We start from the raw sequence: 15,929 nt of genomic DNA, 5'->3' as shown, positions 1-15,929 counted from the left end.
GGCCGGCTCACCCCCATCGAATACGAGACCGTCATGACCACACCGGCCTACCAGGCCGCGTGACCCAACCTGTCACCCGCCCCTGCACCAGCCCCTCTGCGTCGCGGTCGCCACCTTCAGCGCCCCCAGCACCGTGATCGCGTCGTCCCGCTCCGGTGACGCCGACCCGTACGGACACAGCACCCGCTTCGGCTTCGGCTTCGGCTTCCCCGGCTGTTCGGTCTCGGTCTGTCCGGGCTCCTGTATCTGCTCCTGCGTCTGGCTCACGCCTGCCTCCCCGCTCGCGGTGATCAGGCAGTCCAGTCTCGCCCGACCCACCGTCAAAGCGGCGTCAGCTCCCCGCCGTCCTCCGCCCGTCGTGCACTGCATCAGGGCCCAGACAGCGGTCGATGTAGCGGTCGACGACTTGGTTCAGCAGATTCAGGCAGAGGGTGGCCACGGGCTCGATCTGCTGATCGTCGATGACGAACGCCACCATGTAGCCGCCTTCCATATGTCGTGCTGCTCGTGGTTCAGAGGCGCGCATCACGGGCCAGTAGCGACCGTGGGCGAAGCCCGAGGCGACTTGCCAAGCCGCCAACGCCTGGTCTGGATCAATGTCAGCGCCCCGTGCCCCCGCCTTTACGGTCTCATTTGTAGTCGGCTTCGGGATTTTCGGCAGGCCCAAGCGCTGGGCTAATTGCTGGATCTCTGCGCGTCGTTCGTAGCCCGATTTGCCAGGGGGCACCGGGCGGGGAAGCTTCCCCGTGTCCTCGTGCATGCCGCGGTTGCGCATGTCTTCCGCCCATAGGCCCAGGGTTCGGGATCTGCGCTCGTCAAGGGTGCCGGCCATAAGCCAGGAAGCGGTGGTGAAGTTCTCCAGGCAGCCGCGAAGCAAGGTCCAGGGGCTGTTGGGGTCGACGTGCGCGGCGACGGAAATCATGCGGCAGAGAGCCTGGCCGTGCGAGACGCCGGCGTTGTAGGACTGCCGGATCAGGGTGCTTCCCCGCCAAGGTCCCAGCGGGGCCTCGTCCCTGGCCTGAACACTGCCGGGTGCGGGATCTGGAAGCGGTATGACGAAGCCGTCACCAACGCGTTCCTCCACCGCCTCAAAGAACGGTGAGAAATACGCGAGGCTGGACCCATTCTCATCGGCTGCGGTCATGAGTCGAGGCTAGAAGCACCGACGTTGTCCGTCGCCCTATTTCGGTGTGTCTCCCCGCAGCGCCAGGGTCCGGTCGACGCAGCAGCGGCGGCCTGCGCGCCCCGCCAGGGCCGCCGGAGGCACCCGAACAGCCCGTCAGCCCCTCGCGCCTGCCCACCACCCAGCCGCACCCGTCTCCTTTTCATCGGGTGCAGCAGGGGGGTGGAGGGCAAGAGGGGATGTCGAGGCTCCCGGCACCATCACTACTCGCGGCCTGACCTGCACAAACGCCTCTCCTGGTACTGGAGCGGCCGGTAGGAACCTCGGCAGTGATCCCGGAAAGGGTGCCAGCAGTAGCCGCGTCGAAGCGGCGACCGCACCGGGGAACAACCGCCCCCGCCGGTCAGCCGGGGCGCAGGACCTCGTTGCGCAGGGCGCGCAGCAGGGTCAGGGCCTCGGAGTCGTCGGCGTCGGTGAACGCGTGGACCACCCCCAGGACCGAGATCCCGATCCGCTTGGCCGTGGCCAGGTCGTCGCCGGTCAGGACCGCTTGCTGGTGCAGGGCGTCGGCCAGGAGGAAGACCAGGCAGGCCTGCGGGTCGGCGTTCAGCTCCGCCAGCCGAGGGCCCATCTCACCATGGCCGGTCTCGGAGGTGATGCCGAACGCGGCGACCAGGATCCGCTCCAGCGTGTGCTTCCCGTACGCGGCCAGCAGCTCCGGCAGCGGCCGCTCCCCCGCACCACTGGCAGCCAGGACAGCCAGGCCCGCGTCGTTGTTGCCGACGACGGCCTCCAGCGCGGCCAGCGCCCGCAGGTGCTCGTCATCGGTCAGCTCGATGTCGTCGTCCATGGCTCCGGACCGTACGCGCCACCCACCACCCACCGCGGCGCGAACCGGCGAAACCACCCGACCGAGGGTGCGTGCGAGGTAAAAGGGGCCGCCCCCGGACAAGCGCAGACCTCGCTCATCGCTATATCCGGCTGCGTAGAACCAGGTCCGGTGCGTAGCGTCACTCCACATGACGGAATTCGCGTTCGGGGCGGACAACAGGACAACGAGGCGGGTGCGCGCGATCGTGCCCAAACTGATAGCCGGAGCCAGCGACGCCCTGAACGTCCAAGCCATCGTCGACGCCCAGCACAGGGTTGTGTTCCCGGTCCTCGCCGGGTGGTGGATGTTCGCCAACCGGACCGCTGAGGCGATGATGGTGCTTTACGAGCGAGGATTCACCGTCGAGGCAGTGCCTCTGATGCGCAATCTGATCGGCCACGCCCTTGCCATGCACTGGCTGGCCGACAACGGCGAGCCTGCCTACAACGCGTTCATCGACGAATCCTGGCAGAGCAGGAAGAAGCTCAACGACAACCTCACCGAGGCGAAGTGGCACCTGGCTGGTGTCGACATCGGCGAGAAGCCCGTTTTCACCTTCGCGACAGTGGAGGAGGAGAAGCACCATCGGCGACTTGTCGGAGAGCTGAGCAAGTTCGTCAACCTGGTGAACGCGTACGGAGAGCCGATGATGTATCCCCTGTACCGCAACCTCTCGGCATACACGCACACCACTGATCTCACCTCGCTTGCGTACGTGAAGCTGGCAGACGACGGCAGCCTCACCGTCTCTGATCAGCCCTTCGTCGACCGACTGTCCGATCTGTGCTGGATGGTGATCCCGCTGCTTCAAGCGGCCAGCGTGATGAGCCCCATGATCAAGGGCAACCCGATGAAGACGCTGGTGACAGAGGCGGTCAGGGATCTTGGCCTGCCAGCAGATCTGCTGCCGAAGCGCCACTAAGGGTTGTCCCGCTATTTGTGCGTCCGGTCCATCGTGTGGTGGCGCGGACACTGACCGGGCGGCCGACTGGCCAGATCGGGCTCTAGGAATCCGGTTGGGCCCGCCCGCGGACGATGCGTATCCTCTCGGACCATGTGCTACCACGCGTTCAACGGCGCCTTCCGGCACTACGTATGCATCGCGTGCCGGCTCTCCTTCAAAGGCAGCACATGGCCGATCCGGAAGCGCATCTGTCCTGGCTGTCGTGAACAGCTCGTCTTCGCCGGCTACGACTTTGCTGCGCCCCGGCGACGCGACACGAAGGCATGGTCAGTTGTTGCGACCGTGCTCGCGGAGGGGCTGACCTACGATCACCGCCCCGGCTGCGGCTGCTCACGGCTCCCCTCTTTCCGACCCCGGACCCGAGCTCAGGTGCGTGTCCGGCGCCGCGCAGCCGAGCGGCTGGGCCTGCCTCTGTCGGTGACTCTCGCTCGACGCGACGCCTTCACCTCGGAGAGCCGCGACGAGCAACCGCCCTCTCCGTCGGCCGCGAAGCGCGATACGACCTGAGCGCCGCGGCGACGCGGCAAGCCGCGCTGGCCATGTGAGCGGTCAGGGCGTGGTTCGCCTTGAGAAGATCACGCTGTGGCTGGAATGATCACGGCAGCGGAGCCGTCCTGGATACCCCCGTTCACCGGGCTGCGCTCGCGCGACTTTCGAAAGCTGGTCACGCTGTTGCGCCGAGAAGGCGCCGATCGAACTCGCCGCGGGCGTCCCTGGTCACTGCCGCTGGAAGAGCGGGTACTCCTGGTCACCGCGTACTGGCGGACCAACCTGACGTTGCGGCAGCTCGCCCCACTGTTCGGTATCTCCAAGTCATCCGCCGACCGGATAATCGGCCACATCGGGCCGCTGCTGGCACTCAAGCAGCGGCAGCGGTTCCACGCCGGCACCGTGCTCATCGTGGACGGCACACTGGTGCCTACCCGCGATCACAGCATCGCCGAGCAGTCCAAGAACTACAGGTACTCGACCAATCACCAAGTGGTCGTCGATGCTGACACACGGCTGGTCGTTGCCGGTCGGACGACCAGTGCCGGGCAACCGCAACGACTGCGAGGCATGGGCAGAATCGGGTGCGAAGGCAGCCGTCGGCAGGACCACGACCATCGCCGACGGCGGCCACCAGGGCACTGGCCTGGTGGTCCCGCATCGTCGGCCTGCGGGCGGCGAACTGTGCGGATGGAAGCATGAGCACAACCGCTCCCACAAACAGGTCAGGGCTCGTGTAGCACGTCTTCGCGCGCATGAAGACCTGGAAGATCCTTCGCGACTGCCGACTCAAGGGTGACGGTGTCCACTACGCGATCTTGGGTATCGCCCACCTGCACAATCTTCGTCAGGCCCGCTGATCGGACGGCCGACCGGCAACCAGGAGCGCACAAGATCAATTTCGGGACAGCCCTTAGCCCGATACCGCGGGCAATTTCACAGGCTCGCCAGGTGCGGAGAGGATCGGTGCGCAACAGTTGCAGCGTGCGGTCGCGGCGTCCGTCATTCCCGGGCTTGGCGGACGAGTTGATGGTCACGACGATGCTGGTGATCGAGGAAGCCCCGAGGACTTGCGCCTGGCTGGGTGGTGCAGCGTAGCGGGAGATCGGGCACTTGACGCGGCGCGGATTGACGCGCGGTCGGCGGGGCGGGAGCAGATGGTGCAGGAGGGCTGATGTGATGCGTCCTGGACCGGAATCGGGCAGCACATCGGCCGCGGCGATGAGCTGGTCTTTGGGCGACGGTGAAGGAAGCCCGGTCCGGATCCGTGCCAGGGGCCGTCTCCACGGCCTCGACCATGGCCCGGCGTAGTGCCTGGTAGACGGTCAGGTGAGCCCAGAGTTCCTGCTGGATGCCCGCCGCGTCTTGGGAGCGCAGCACCAGGCCGTGTTGCAACGTGTGACGGAGCGAGTAGAAAGCCGATTCGATCTCCCACCGCTCGTGATAGAGGTCCACCAACTCGGCTGCGGGGTGTCGGCGGTGATCGGTGAGCGTGGTTGCCAGTCGGTAATGACCGTCCAGCCGCAGCCCTTTGGCGGCTGTCACTGCGATGTGCGCGTCGATAATCCTCAGCCGGGTCCCGTTGATCCTGGTCAGGAACGTTCCGTCTGGCAGCAGCGCCCAGCGGGCGGGCGTCCTGGTTCCCTTGAGCCGTACCAGCAACTGTGCGCCGGTGGCCGCGGCCTTCGCGAGGAAGTCATCGGAGTCGAAGCCCCGGTCGTTGAGCAGCAGCATGCCGTCGTCCAGCAGCGGCAGCAATTGCTCGGCGTAGCCGGTCTCCTTCTCTGGCGTCGGCCCGAAGGCAGCGCCGAGCAGAGCCCGGGTACCGGTCTCGCACAGCGCCATGATCTTCAGCATCGGATATCCGTCCGTGCCATAGCGGTGCTTGTGCTTGCCCAGCCAGGCGCAGACTCGCGGCCGGTCAGGCGCCCGCCCACCCGGGCCGCCGCACGCACCGCGATCTTCGACTTCACCAAGGGCTGGTACAACTTGCACCCACTGCACAGCAGCCTCACCTACCTCAACCCCGCCGACTACGAAACCGCACTCGCAACCTGACCACCACACCGACGGTCCCCACCAAAGCAAAACAAGCTCAGGCGTAATCTCGGGCTGTTCGTCGACAAGCCGCCGACGGACCGGCAAGCTCAGTCCCGGACGGCGAGCGGAACTCGATACACCGGGGTTGCGCTGGTAGAGCCGCGCGGCGAAGGGCCGGGCCCGCCACGATGCGCCTGGGTGGCTGCCGTCTGGACTGCGGTGAGGTCAGTTGTAGTCCACCCAGCCCGTGGTGTAGAAGGCGGGCGTTTTGATGTACCCGGCGAGCCCGCGGCCGTCGTAGCCGACGAAGGTGAACTCCTCACATGCGCCGGCGTTGAACCTGATGTTCGCACCGTAAGTCGTCCAGCCCGTGTTGACGTCCTTGAGCTCCACGGCGTTCCCGTCGCGGCCCTCCTCGGCGCCCACGTAGACCGTGTTCGCGGCGGACTGCTCGTTGCAGACCAGGTAATACCGGCCGCCCGCGTTATTGGTGACGTAGAGCGAGAACCAGTCCGTGCTCGCCGGAGGCGGGCCATAGGCCGCGGCGCCGGCAGTCCCGCCGAGGCCGACGGTGGCACCGCCGGCGAGAGCGAGTGCCGCAGCAGCCATGACGATAGCCCGCTTGTTCTTCCCACGTTTCAGCATGGGTTCCTCCCGTCGTTGATGCCCCGTACCGGGACAGCTGGCTGTCGCCTCTCGCTGAGGCCGGGCGGTGGGGACTTCCGAACTCGCGGCCGCCCCTGTCAGCCTCAGCCCCAAACTGTTGCCCCGGTCCCCCTTCTGCCTGACCCCGACGCTACGATCACGAATCCCTGGCCCGTCCTAGATTCGTCCTGGTGCCAGGCCGGCCGGGGTTGGTACCGGTCATGAAGCGCTCCGGACACCGTCGGGAGCAGTGCGAAGCTCGACGCCCGGCCCCCTCGCCGACCCCGGCCCGGGCACGCATCCGCTGCGCTGCTGCCCGCACTTCCATGCCATGGATGCTTGGGAAACACGCTCCGCCTCGCCCGGCGAAGGCCCGAGGAGCGGCCCCCGGCCGCTCATTTGCCGGTCTGCGTGCGGGGTGCCGGCGTCCGGGCCGCCCGGCAGTTCCACGCCCGTGAAGCCGTCCGGGAAGGCCGGCAGGGGCGGACGGGGTCGAACGCAGGCTCGGGCTGTTCGTGGACAACGCCCGCCAGCGGGCCGACAAGCTGAGCGCGGAGCGGCGCCGGGAGCTGGCCGAGCTGGGGATGCGCTGGTCGTGATGCGCGAAGACCGGGAGCGTCGGCGCTTGCGGGCCGCCTCGTGAACTCGTCCGCGGCGCCCGCAGCAACGGCTCGACGAGGGCCCGCTGTTCATCGGTCAGACCGGACGGGTGACCCCGCCTCACACCGCCGCTCAAGGGGAGCCCGACGAGCCACCCGAACATCCGACACGCCGGATCTCGAATCGGTTGCGCACGAGCGCGCTCTTCGGTGCCAGGGCGGTGAACCGCTTCGCCGACTGTGGGTCGTGGCAGCATGATCCGAATGCGTATCCGTCGTGGCATGGTGACGGACCATCTGCGCCCCCGTTCTCAGGAGGGGCTCGGATCCCTGGCATGAGCGTTGTTCTGGCCTCTGCGACGGTCATCCCGGGTTACGGCCAGATCGCTGTCGCCGGCTTCGGCTCTGCCGACGTCCCTGAGCGGGGAACGGGCGAGGAACCGTTGGTGCGGTCGCCCAGTTGCTTCCTGATCTCGACCGTCGACTGCCCCGACGGCGACTCACCGGTTCGTGGGCCGAGGACGTCACGCGAAGCGAGGCGGCCGTGCTGGTGCAGGCCTTCGTCGAACCTGGGCTCGCCGCACCGGAGGTCGTGCTCCCGGTCGACACAGGGTCCGGGCCGGCAAGACCGCGCTCGCCCGATATCTTTGTGATCGCCCCCGGATACCAAGATCCCCGACAGCGTCAGGTTCTAGACGGCGGTGCACGTTTGCGATTTAGCTTCTGCTGGCTTGAGCCGCCGGTTCCTCTGGAAGCATGCATGACCAAAAGCGCCAAGGGGGCTGATGAGCGCGTTAGACGAACTTGCTTCTACCGTGGTGCAGTTGATGGCGACCGCCACCACGGCAGCGGCTACCGGGGCGGGCGACGCCGCTGATGCCGGCCCCGGGGAAGGGTCGGGCCGCCGCGGCGGCCACCGGGTGCGGAGGCCGGCCGCAGGAACTCCAGCGGCGGACGCGGACCCCTGAAGCAGACCTCCCGGAGGCCTCCGGCGGTGATGCGCCGGAGCCGCCGCCCTGCGGCACCCCGCAGGCCCGCGCGCGGCACGCGCATCACCGGGCGGCCCAGGCGCCGGGGGGCAGGCGCCGGATAATCCGGCAGATCCGCCCGCCGTCCGCCCGGGCGCCCCGGCGGCGAGCGGCGGGCAGCGGTTACCGGGCGCGGATCTCGGTCACGACGCCGCCCGACGACGCGGCCTTCTTCACCGCGCGCTGCCGGACGCGCCGCCGCCCCGTCCTGGCACACCTCGCACGCCCGGCGCGCGGCGAGATCCTTGCGGGGGGGGCGCCCACGACACCGGGACAGCCGCATACCGGACACGGGTCGGAACAGGACAGCAGCCCTCCGCGAGACGCGTACCGGACACGGCCCGAACCAGCAGAGCAGCAGACCGTCCGCGCCCGCACCCTGCGCGTCGGTGACGGCAGCGCGGCAGCAGAAACACGACAAGCACGGCAAGGAAGCCGCGGAGACCGCAGGGGTCGCGGCCCACAGGCCGGCCGCACGGGTGACCGGCCTGCCGCCCTCCGGGCGGCCAGAGCGACTACGCGCAGCACGAGGCAGACCGGCACCCCGCACCACACCCGCCTGCCCCGCCCCCGCGAACACGGCGGGGCGGCGACCGGCACGACAGTCAGGAAGAAACGGGGTGGCCTCCGTCGCCCTCGATGACGGTGCGTCCCGCTTCCCCCGCACCGGGCTCTTCCACGATCGTGACATCCACCGCACCGTCACCGGTCGTGTCGAACTGGTACAGATCAGGCTTGCCGTCACCAGTGGTATCGGTCATCCATACATCAGGCCTCCCGTCACCATTGGTATCAGCGCTCAGGAGAAGGTGTTCTTCGGCAGGTGTTCCAGTCTCGTCGGCCATAGCGGCCACGTGCCCCCACACCTGACCCCCAAACCACCAGCAAACCAGCAGGAAAACGACAGGGAGACGGCGGCGAGGCGGCGGGGAGCCCGGAGGGAAGGCGGCGGGGGGCCCGGATGCAAACGGTCACGGACACAGATGCCGCTGCCCCCGGCCGCGCCCGAGAGACAGAGCCGCCGCCACCGCGCAGAGGCACAGCAGGCGGCAGTTGACAGCACCGGCAGGTCAAGCCGGTCAAGCGGCTCAGACCGCGGGGAATGATCCGCCGGCAGAGGGCACCCGCCCGGCTCCCCGGAACCCGACAAGGGACGCAACGGCCACACAGCGGACGCGCACAGATACCAGGCCCCGGCCGCGAGCCAACAGCCAGCCGGGATCTGCCTTGGGGAGGGGCCGGTCATTCGGGCTGTTGGGCCTGGAGGCGCCGTCGTTCCTGCTGAGAGGGCCTCACGAGCATCGGACAGCGCCACCACCTTGGCCCCGAGTTGTTCGACGGACAGCGCACCGCGCACACCCAGTTCGGCACGTAGCGCCTCCCGGAGCAGATACACCGCGTCGGACGAGGACTCCGCGAACCACCGCTTCGCCCGGACAAGCTGCGCGTCCGCACGGCAGAGAGGCCCCCCTCCCGAGGGAATCAGCCGCAGGTACCGGACGAGGTGGCAGCCGGCGCCCAGGCACAGGTCGACCTCGTCGGCCACGTCAACGGCCGCTGCGCCAAGGACCATCCGGGGCCCGGGCGTACCGGTCGCAATACGCCTGACGTGCGGCACCAACGGTGTCCGCGACCACGGTCTCTTCACGCCTGACGGCAACCACCATGTCCCTGCCCGCAGCGCGACAGGCGCGGGCAGCCGTACTGAGCACGGCCCAGAATTCACGTCTGCTCTGAACGGCCTGGTCTTCTCGGTCCTGCAGCCGTTCGAGCGCCGCGAGCCCGCTCTGACCGGCGACCCCCCATCGCCGTGCCCGTTGAGCAAGCGCTGCCCCGCCCATAGTCCCGCCGACCCCGGCAACCGCCACAAAGAGCGTCGCCCAGTCCGATCCCGACAGCACCCGTCCCCCCTGCCACTCCCCCAGCGCAACCAAGAGCACCAGCCCGCACGCTACCGCCACCAACACCAGGAGACAGAGCCCTTCACACGCAGAGAAGCAAGCGCCGTACACCGCGACACACAGACGACCAGCCCGCCACCGCCAACCAGCGAGGCATCCAGTCCTCACCACGCCACGCCACCGTCCCGGAAGCCCAACCCCCCTCCACCAAATACTGCGGCACCCGCGGCAGGATGCCCCCGAACCAGGCCCGGGCCCGCCGTATCCGCGACCCACAACCCCACCAACTCACCCGACCAGACGAGCACGAGAGCACCCAACGCAGGCCGGGGGAGGGAACCATGGCCGGGCGCGGAGTGTCCTTGAGGGCATCCGCACCCGCGGGAGACCCCGCGGGCAGAGACGAGGATGATGAGGATGCCGGTGAGACACCGTATGACGAGATGTGTGACCGCGGGAGCATCGCTGGCCATCGCCCTGGCCGCTCTGTCCGGGTGCGCAAGCGACAGACGCGGCACCGGGGACTCCCCCGTCGCGAACCACAAGGGTGACAACGCGCCCGCCGACGTCACCAACTTCCCCGACCACTACGCCAACATCGCCACCAAATGCGTCGCGGGCGCACCCGGCTACCGCGCCTTCGTCACCACCCGCGACGCCGCACCCGTCATACTTCCCGACCCCGGCTGCAAAGGCTGACCCCTCACCAGCGGCCCGCGCGTACCCGTGAACCGAGCGGAACGGGACGCCGCGGCGCCGGCGGGTGGGGGATCATGGGGGGATGCGCGCTGCCCGGCTGATCCGTATGGCCCTGCTGGTCCAGTCGAGTCCCGGTATGACCGCCGCCGCGATCGGCCGGGAACTGGGGGTCAGCGAGCGGACGGTGATCAGGGACGCGCAGGCGCTGCAGGAGGCGGGAGTTCCCGTACGGTCGGAGCGCGGACGGGCGGGCGGATACCGGCTGGCACCGGGGTACCGGACCCGGCTGACCACGCTCGGTCCCGGAGAAGCCGAGACGCTCTACCTCACCGGACTGCCCTCGGCCCTGCGGGACCTCGGACTGTCCGACGCCGCGGACACCGCACGGCTGAAACTGTCCGCGACCCTGCTGCCGTCGCTGCGCGCGGCAGCCGAGTCCTCAGCACACCGCTTCCACCTCGACGCACCGGCCTGGTTCCGCGAACCGCCGGCCTGCACGCTGCTGCCCGAACTCGCCCGCGCCGTATGGTCCGACCGGACGGTCGAACTCACCTACACACGGCCGGGACGCGACGCAACACCGCCCGCCACCGTGACGCGGCACCTGGAACCGTACGGCCTCGTCCTCAAAGCCGGAGTCTGGTACGTCGTGGGCCGCGTCCCCGGCCCACCGGCAGAACACGAAGACCCGTGGCGGACCTACCGCGCCGACCGGATCACCGCCCTGTCCCCCGGCGCCGGCGAGCCCTTCACCCGCGACCCCGCCTTCGACCTCGCCGCGCACTGGCAGGCCAGGGCCGCGGAATTCGCCCGGGCACTGCTGCGCACCACCGTCACCGTCCGCCTGACCCCCCGGGGACTGGACCGCCTGCCCTCCGTCACCGACCCCGCCGCGACCGGTGAGGCACTCGCCCGCGCCGGCACCCCCGACGCCGCCGGCCGCGTCACACTCCGCCTGCCCGCCGAAAGCGAAGACGTCGCCTTCACCCAGCTCACCCAACTGGGCGCCGACGCCGAAGTACTGGCCCCGCAGGGCCTGCGCGCCCGCTTCCGCGACCACGCGCAGGCCCTCAGCGACCTCTACGGCCCCCCGCCGCCGGATCAGCGGTAGTCGTCCGCCGTACCGGCCTTCCCCCCGTACCGCACATCCTCGAAATACCCCCACCCGTCCGGCTGACTGCCGTCGACGTCCCGCACACCGTAGACCCTCGCCAACTCCCCGCTCGAAGTCGACTTGCCGTTCCACCGCGCCGACCTCTCCGGATCAGCCGCCAGCGCCGCCACCGCCCGCGCGAGATAGTACGGCGACTCCGCGACCGCGAAATCCGGCTCGGTCAGGACAGCGTCACGCCAGTTCTCCTCCGACACGCCGAAGTGCGCCAGCATCTGCTCCGACCGCAGAAACCCCGGAGACACCGCAACCGCCGTACCCCCGAACTCCGCCAGCTCCTCCCCCAGCCCGAACGCCATCCGGATCGGGGCGTTCTTCGCCAGATCGTAGAAAAGATTCTCCCGGTAACGACGGTTCGACACCGCCGTACCATCCGTCACCTCCACCAGCAAAGGCTCCGCCGACCGCACCAGCAACGGCAGCGTCAACGCCGCGGTGATCACATGCGAACGCACCCCCAGCTCCAGAATCCGCAGACCGTCCTCCAGCGGCGTCTCCCAGCTCTTCTTCCCGAACACCGAACCGGTCAGCAGGTGCTCACCGCCCCACAGATCGTTCACGAGAATGTCCAGCCGCCCCCGCTCACGCCCGATCCGCGCCACCAGAGCACGGACCTGCTCCACCACCAGATGATCAGTGGGAACAGCGACGCCCGTACCCCCCGCCGCCGTCACCAACTCCGCCGTCTCCTCGATCGTCTCCGTCGCCCGGCCGACCTCGCTGACACGCCCACGCGTCGTACGGCCCGTCACATACACCACCGCACCCGCACGGCCCAGCTCAACCGCCAACGCCCGCCCCGCACCGCGCGTGGCCCCCGCCACCAGAGCGATCCTCCCGTCCAAGGAACCCCCGGAAGAACCAGCAGAAGAACCGGCGGAAGAGACGGCGGGAGAGACGGCGGGAGAGACGGCGGGAGAGACGTTCCGGCCGGGATCCTGAATGTTCGTGTTCTTGTCCATCCCCCCAACCTCCACCCCAAAGGTGACAACCCCCGTCACCCTTTCCCTGCGGTCACAGAAACCGCGACAACCGACAGGACCACAGCACCAAACCCCTGCACGCACATCCGGCCCGCTGGCCCGGTCACCACCCGCCCCTCCCACCAGGAACTCCGAAGCGGCCAGAGGATTGTGGAACAGGGGCGCAGGGGTGGAGCATCCAGGAGGATCCGACAGGACGGCAGAGGGAAAGGCGGGGCTGTGGGGATACGGCGGACGTGGACCGCAGGGTTGACGGGCCTCATTCTGACAACGATGTCAATCGGACTGCTCGGCCCGCCCCAGGCGACGGCGGCCGGACACGACGACACGGGCGGCGGGTGGGTGCTCAGTACCGGCGATCCGTCGAAGGACTATGCGCCCGCGTTCCTGGGGAACGGATACTTCTCGACACGGGTCCCGGCGCAGGGGGCCGGATTCTCCGCGGCGCCCCTGCTGACGGAGTCGCAGCTCGCGGGGTTCTACGGGCAGGGGCCGGGGATCTCGCCGCAGCGGGTGAACATCCCGGCGTGGTCGACACTCGGGGTCTCCGACGGGAGCGCGGTCTACGGGAACGTCGCCTCGGGCGGGTGCGGCTTCGGCGTGGTATGCCAGGCCGAGGGCGGGACGCTGTCCGGTGGGGCGTTCGCCGACACCAGCCACAAGGGTTACGGCGGGGCGGGGTTCGTCGCCGGGTACGGGCCGGGCGGGAAACCGGCCGTAGGGGCCGCCGCGACCGTGAAGGTGTCCGGCGTTCCGGCGGGTACCGCGCGGCTGACCGTACGGTATTCCGCGGGCTCCAACACCGCGCAGACACTCAGCGCGCAGGTCAACGGCGCGGGGCCGGTGCGCATCACCCTGCCGGGCACCAGTTCGTGGGACACCTGGGCCACCGCCACGCTCGACGTGCCGGTCACCGCCGGGGTGAACACCGCGGCGGTCACCTGCGCCGCCGGGGACAGCTGCCTGGCGAACGTGGACGAGATCTCGCTGTCCGCGGCGGGCACGGCCCCGGCCGAGGAGACACCGGCGGGAACGACCTCGGACTACCGGCAGTCCCTGGACCTGCGGCGCGGGATCATGACCACGTCCCTGACGTGGACCTCGCCCGCCGGGCGGGCGACCCGGCTGGTCTACCGGGTGCTGACCGACCGGGCCGACGCCCATCTCGGCGTCACCCAGCTCGACATGACGCCGCTGAACTGGAGCGGGCCGCTGTCGGTGATCGACATGTTCGACGGACGGGCCGACACCCTCCCGGCCAACCACCGGCTGGCGAAACCGGTCAACCTCACGCAGGTGACCGCGGGCCGGGTCGACGGCCGCTCGGCGGCGATGAGCGAGAGCCTGACGGCACAGCAGACCGGGATGCGGGCAGGTCTCGCCTCGGTGCTGCGCGTCGACGACGGTCGCACGGCGACCTCGGCGTACACCGATGTGCCCGCCGACTCCCTCGCGCAACGCGCCGACCTGCGGGTCAGAGCGGGGAAGACGTATCGGGCGACGAAATTCGTCGGGATCGCGTCGTCCAACGACACCGCGCAGGGCTCGGCGCCGTTGGCGCGGCACCCGCTCCCCGATCCGCAGACCGCCGCCCAGGGGTACGCAGCGCGCGGCGCCCAGCGCGGCTGGCGGCAGGTCGAGGGTGAACACACGCGCGCCTGGGCGGACCTGTGGGAATCCGACATCAGCGTTCCCGGGGACCAGGACCTCACCGAGCAGCTGCGCGCGAGCGCGTTCTACCTGCTCTCCTCCGTCCGCGACGGCGTCACCTGGGGACCCTCACCGGGCGGCCTGTCGTCGGCGGACTACAACGGACACGTCTTCTGGGACGCGGACACCTGGACCAATCCCGCCCTGCTCGCCGGACATCCGGACCTGGCGAGGAACCTTCTCGACTACCGCTACACCCTCCTGGACGCGGCCCGCGCGAATGCGGCGGCCCACGGCTACCAGGGCGCGCAGTACCCCTGGGAGAGCGCGGACACCGGCGCGGACGTGGGAATCCACCCGCGGGAGATCCACATCGGTTCCGACGTCGCGCTCGCGCAGTGGCAGTACTACCAGGCCACCGGGGACCTGACGTGGCTGCGGACCAGGGGCTGGCCGGTCATCAAGTCCGTCGCGCAGTTCTGGGCGAGCCGGGTCACCCCTGACGGGCAGGGCGGTTACGACCTCAACGGCGTGCAGTCCCCCGACGAGAACCACGACAACGTCAACAACAGCGCCTACACCAACGCCGGGGCGATCACCGTCCTGCGCACCGCCGCCACCGCCGCGACGCTCGTCGGCGAGCGGCCCGACCCCCGGTGGGCGCAGGTCGCCGGCGGGCTGAGCGTGCCGCTCGACCCGGCGACCGGGGTGCACCCGGAATTCGACGGCTACCGCGGCGACACGATCAACCAGGCCGACACCGTCATGCTGCCCTACCCGATCGGCTACCCGATGACCGCTCAGCAGGCGCAGGCCGACCTCGACTACTACACCCCGCGCACCGACATCAACGGCCCGTCCATGACGGACTCCATCAACCTCATCGACAGCGCGGCCCTCGGCACCCCCGGTTGCGTCACCGACACCTTCCTCAAGCGCAGCATGGACCCGTACATGTACGCGCCGTTCGACCAGTTCGCCGAGACACGCGCGGGCGGCGCGTTCACCTTCACCACCGGCATCGGCGGCGTCCTGCAGGCCTTCCAGTACGGCTTCACGGGCCTGCGTCTGGGCACCGACGCCGTCACCGTCGACCCGATGCTCCCGCCGCAGCTCCCCGGCGTCGACATCACCGGTCTGCACTGGCACGGCGCGACCTTCGACCTCTCCGTGCGCCACGACGGCACCCGGGTCACGCTGCGCGGCGGCAAGACCCTGTCGCTCACGGCGGCCGGTCGGAAGATCACCTTGCGCGGCCATCAGAGCGCCACCGTCCCCACCCGGCGCCCCGACCTGACCCCGACTCAGGACCTGGCGCGCTGCGAGAGCGTCACCGCCACCACGGCCGACCCCAGCTTCCCGCCGGTCGCCGCCGTCGACGGCAGCCCCAGCACTTCCTGGAAGGCCACAGCGCCCGGGGCCGCGCTCACCGTCGACCTGGGCAAGACCACCCGCGTCGGACGCACAGTGGTCCAGGCGTCCGGGGCCACGACCGCGTACCGGATCGACGTCTCATCCGACGGTGCCGCCTGGACGCCTTTCGGCGCCCCCGTCGCCGCGGCGGGCCCCGCCACCTCGACGGTCACCGCGACACCGGTGCCCGCCCGCTATGTCAGATACACCGCGCAGGGCCCGGCGGCGCCCCACGTGGTGAGTCTTGAGGCCTATACCGGGTAGCCGCGGGCGACAACGCACAGGCCGGGTGACGGTCCGCGGGACCACCGCGGACCGCGCCCCCGCACACCGGTCCGGGAGGCCGACGTGAA

10 protein-coding genes and 2 pseudogenes are annotated in these 15,929 nt (G+C 69.6%); 5 read left to right on the top strand and 7 right to left on the bottom strand.

Annotated elements, in window-relative coordinates; genetic code table 11:
• Positions 1-72 precede the first annotated feature (72 nt).
• The 3 genes from ACFZBB_RS06635 to ACFZBB_RS06625 all read right to left on the bottom strand — a co-directional run bounded on the left by ACFZBB_RS06635 (position 73) and on the right by ACFZBB_RS06625 (position 1,973).
• Positions 73-267, bottom strand: a complete 195-nt coding sequence (locus ACFZBB_RS06635) for a hypothetical protein (protein ID WP_391118449.1) — start codon at positions 265-267, stop codon at positions 73-75.
• Positions 268-331: 64 nt separating this feature from the next.
• Positions 332-1,144 carry a hypothetical protein gene (locus ACFZBB_RS06630; protein ID WP_391118448.1) on the bottom strand — a complete coding sequence of 271 codons (813 nt, stop codon included), beginning with the start codon at positions 1,142-1,144 and terminating at the stop codon, positions 332-334.
• Between the two features lie 382 nt (positions 1,145-1,526).
• Complete coding sequence (locus ACFZBB_RS06625; protein ID WP_391118446.1) at positions 1,527-1,973, bottom strand: hypothetical protein; 447 nt, start codon at positions 1,971-1,973, stop codon at positions 1,527-1,529.
• A 169-nt stretch (positions 1,974-2,142) separates the two neighbouring features.
• On the opposite strand from ACFZBB_RS06625, the gene ACFZBB_RS06620 reads away from it, so the two are divergent.
• Both ACFZBB_RS06620 and ACFZBB_RS06615 read left to right on the top strand, forming a co-directional pair.
• Positions 2,143-2,916: a DUF5677 domain-containing protein gene (locus ACFZBB_RS06620; protein ID WP_391118445.1), complete on the top strand. Its 774-nt coding sequence runs from the start codon at positions 2,143-2,145 to the stop codon at positions 2,914-2,916.
• A gap of 624 nt (positions 2,917-3,540) precedes the next feature.
• Positions 3,541-4,307, top strand: a pseudogene (locus tag ACFZBB_RS06615) (transposase).
• 54 nt (positions 4,308-4,361) lie between these two features.
• Here the strand turns inward: ACFZBB_RS06615 and ACFZBB_RS06610 are convergent.
• The 3 genes and pseudogenes from ACFZBB_RS06610 to ACFZBB_RS06600 all read right to left on the bottom strand — a co-directional run.
• Positions 4,362-5,379, bottom strand: a pseudogene (locus ACFZBB_RS06610) (transposase); the annotation flags it as partial.
• 333 nt (positions 5,380-5,712) lie between these two features.
• Positions 5,713-6,132 (bottom strand): hypothetical protein, encoded by a 420-nt coding sequence (locus ACFZBB_RS06605; RefSeq protein WP_391118444.1) that lies wholly within the window; start codon positions 6,130-6,132, stop codon positions 5,713-5,715.
• Between the two features lie 2,232 nt (positions 6,133-8,364).
• Positions 8,365-8,604: a hypothetical protein gene (locus ACFZBB_RS06600; RefSeq protein ID WP_391118443.1), complete on the bottom strand. Its 240-nt coding sequence runs from the start codon at positions 8,602-8,604 to the stop codon at positions 8,365-8,367.
• Between the two features lie 1,503 nt (positions 8,605-10,107).
• Between ACFZBB_RS06600 and ACFZBB_RS06595 the strand changes: the two genes are divergently transcribed.
• Together ACFZBB_RS06595 and ACFZBB_RS06590 are read left to right on the top strand one after the other, a co-directional pair.
• Positions 10,108-10,359, top strand: coding sequence for a hypothetical protein (locus ACFZBB_RS06595; RefSeq protein WP_391118442.1), 252 nt, complete (start codon positions 10,108-10,110; stop codon positions 10,357-10,359).
• A gap of 82 nt (positions 10,360-10,441) precedes the next feature.
• Complete coding sequence (locus tag ACFZBB_RS06590) at positions 10,442-11,470, top strand: WYL domain-containing protein (protein ID WP_391118440.1); 1,029 nt, start codon at positions 10,442-10,444, stop codon at positions 11,468-11,470.
• On the opposite strand, the gene ACFZBB_RS06585 is transcribed toward ACFZBB_RS06590, so the two are convergent.
• Positions 11,461-12,531, bottom strand: a complete 1,071-nt coding sequence (locus ACFZBB_RS06585; RefSeq protein ID WP_391118438.1) for an SDR family oxidoreductase — start codon at positions 12,529-12,531, stop codon at positions 11,461-11,463. The two genes, ACFZBB_RS06590 and ACFZBB_RS06585, sit on opposite strands and share 10 nt — an antisense overlap.
• 255 nt (positions 12,532-12,786) lie before the next feature.
• On the opposite strand from ACFZBB_RS06585, the gene ACFZBB_RS06580 reads away from it, so the two are divergent.
• Positions 12,787-15,840, top strand: coding sequence for a discoidin domain-containing protein (locus ACFZBB_RS06580; protein ID WP_391118436.1), 3,054 nt, complete (start codon positions 12,787-12,789; stop codon positions 15,838-15,840).
• Positions 15,841-15,929 lie beyond the last annotated feature (89 nt).

This window comes from Streptomyces sp. NPDC008139, from assembly GCF_042957025.1.
Taxonomy (GTDB): domain Bacteria; phylum Actinomycetota; class Actinomycetes; order Streptomycetales; family Streptomycetaceae; genus Actinacidiphila.
The sequence above is the reverse complement of the archived record's forward strand: the minus strand, read 5'-3'. Positions and strand labels throughout refer to the sequence as shown.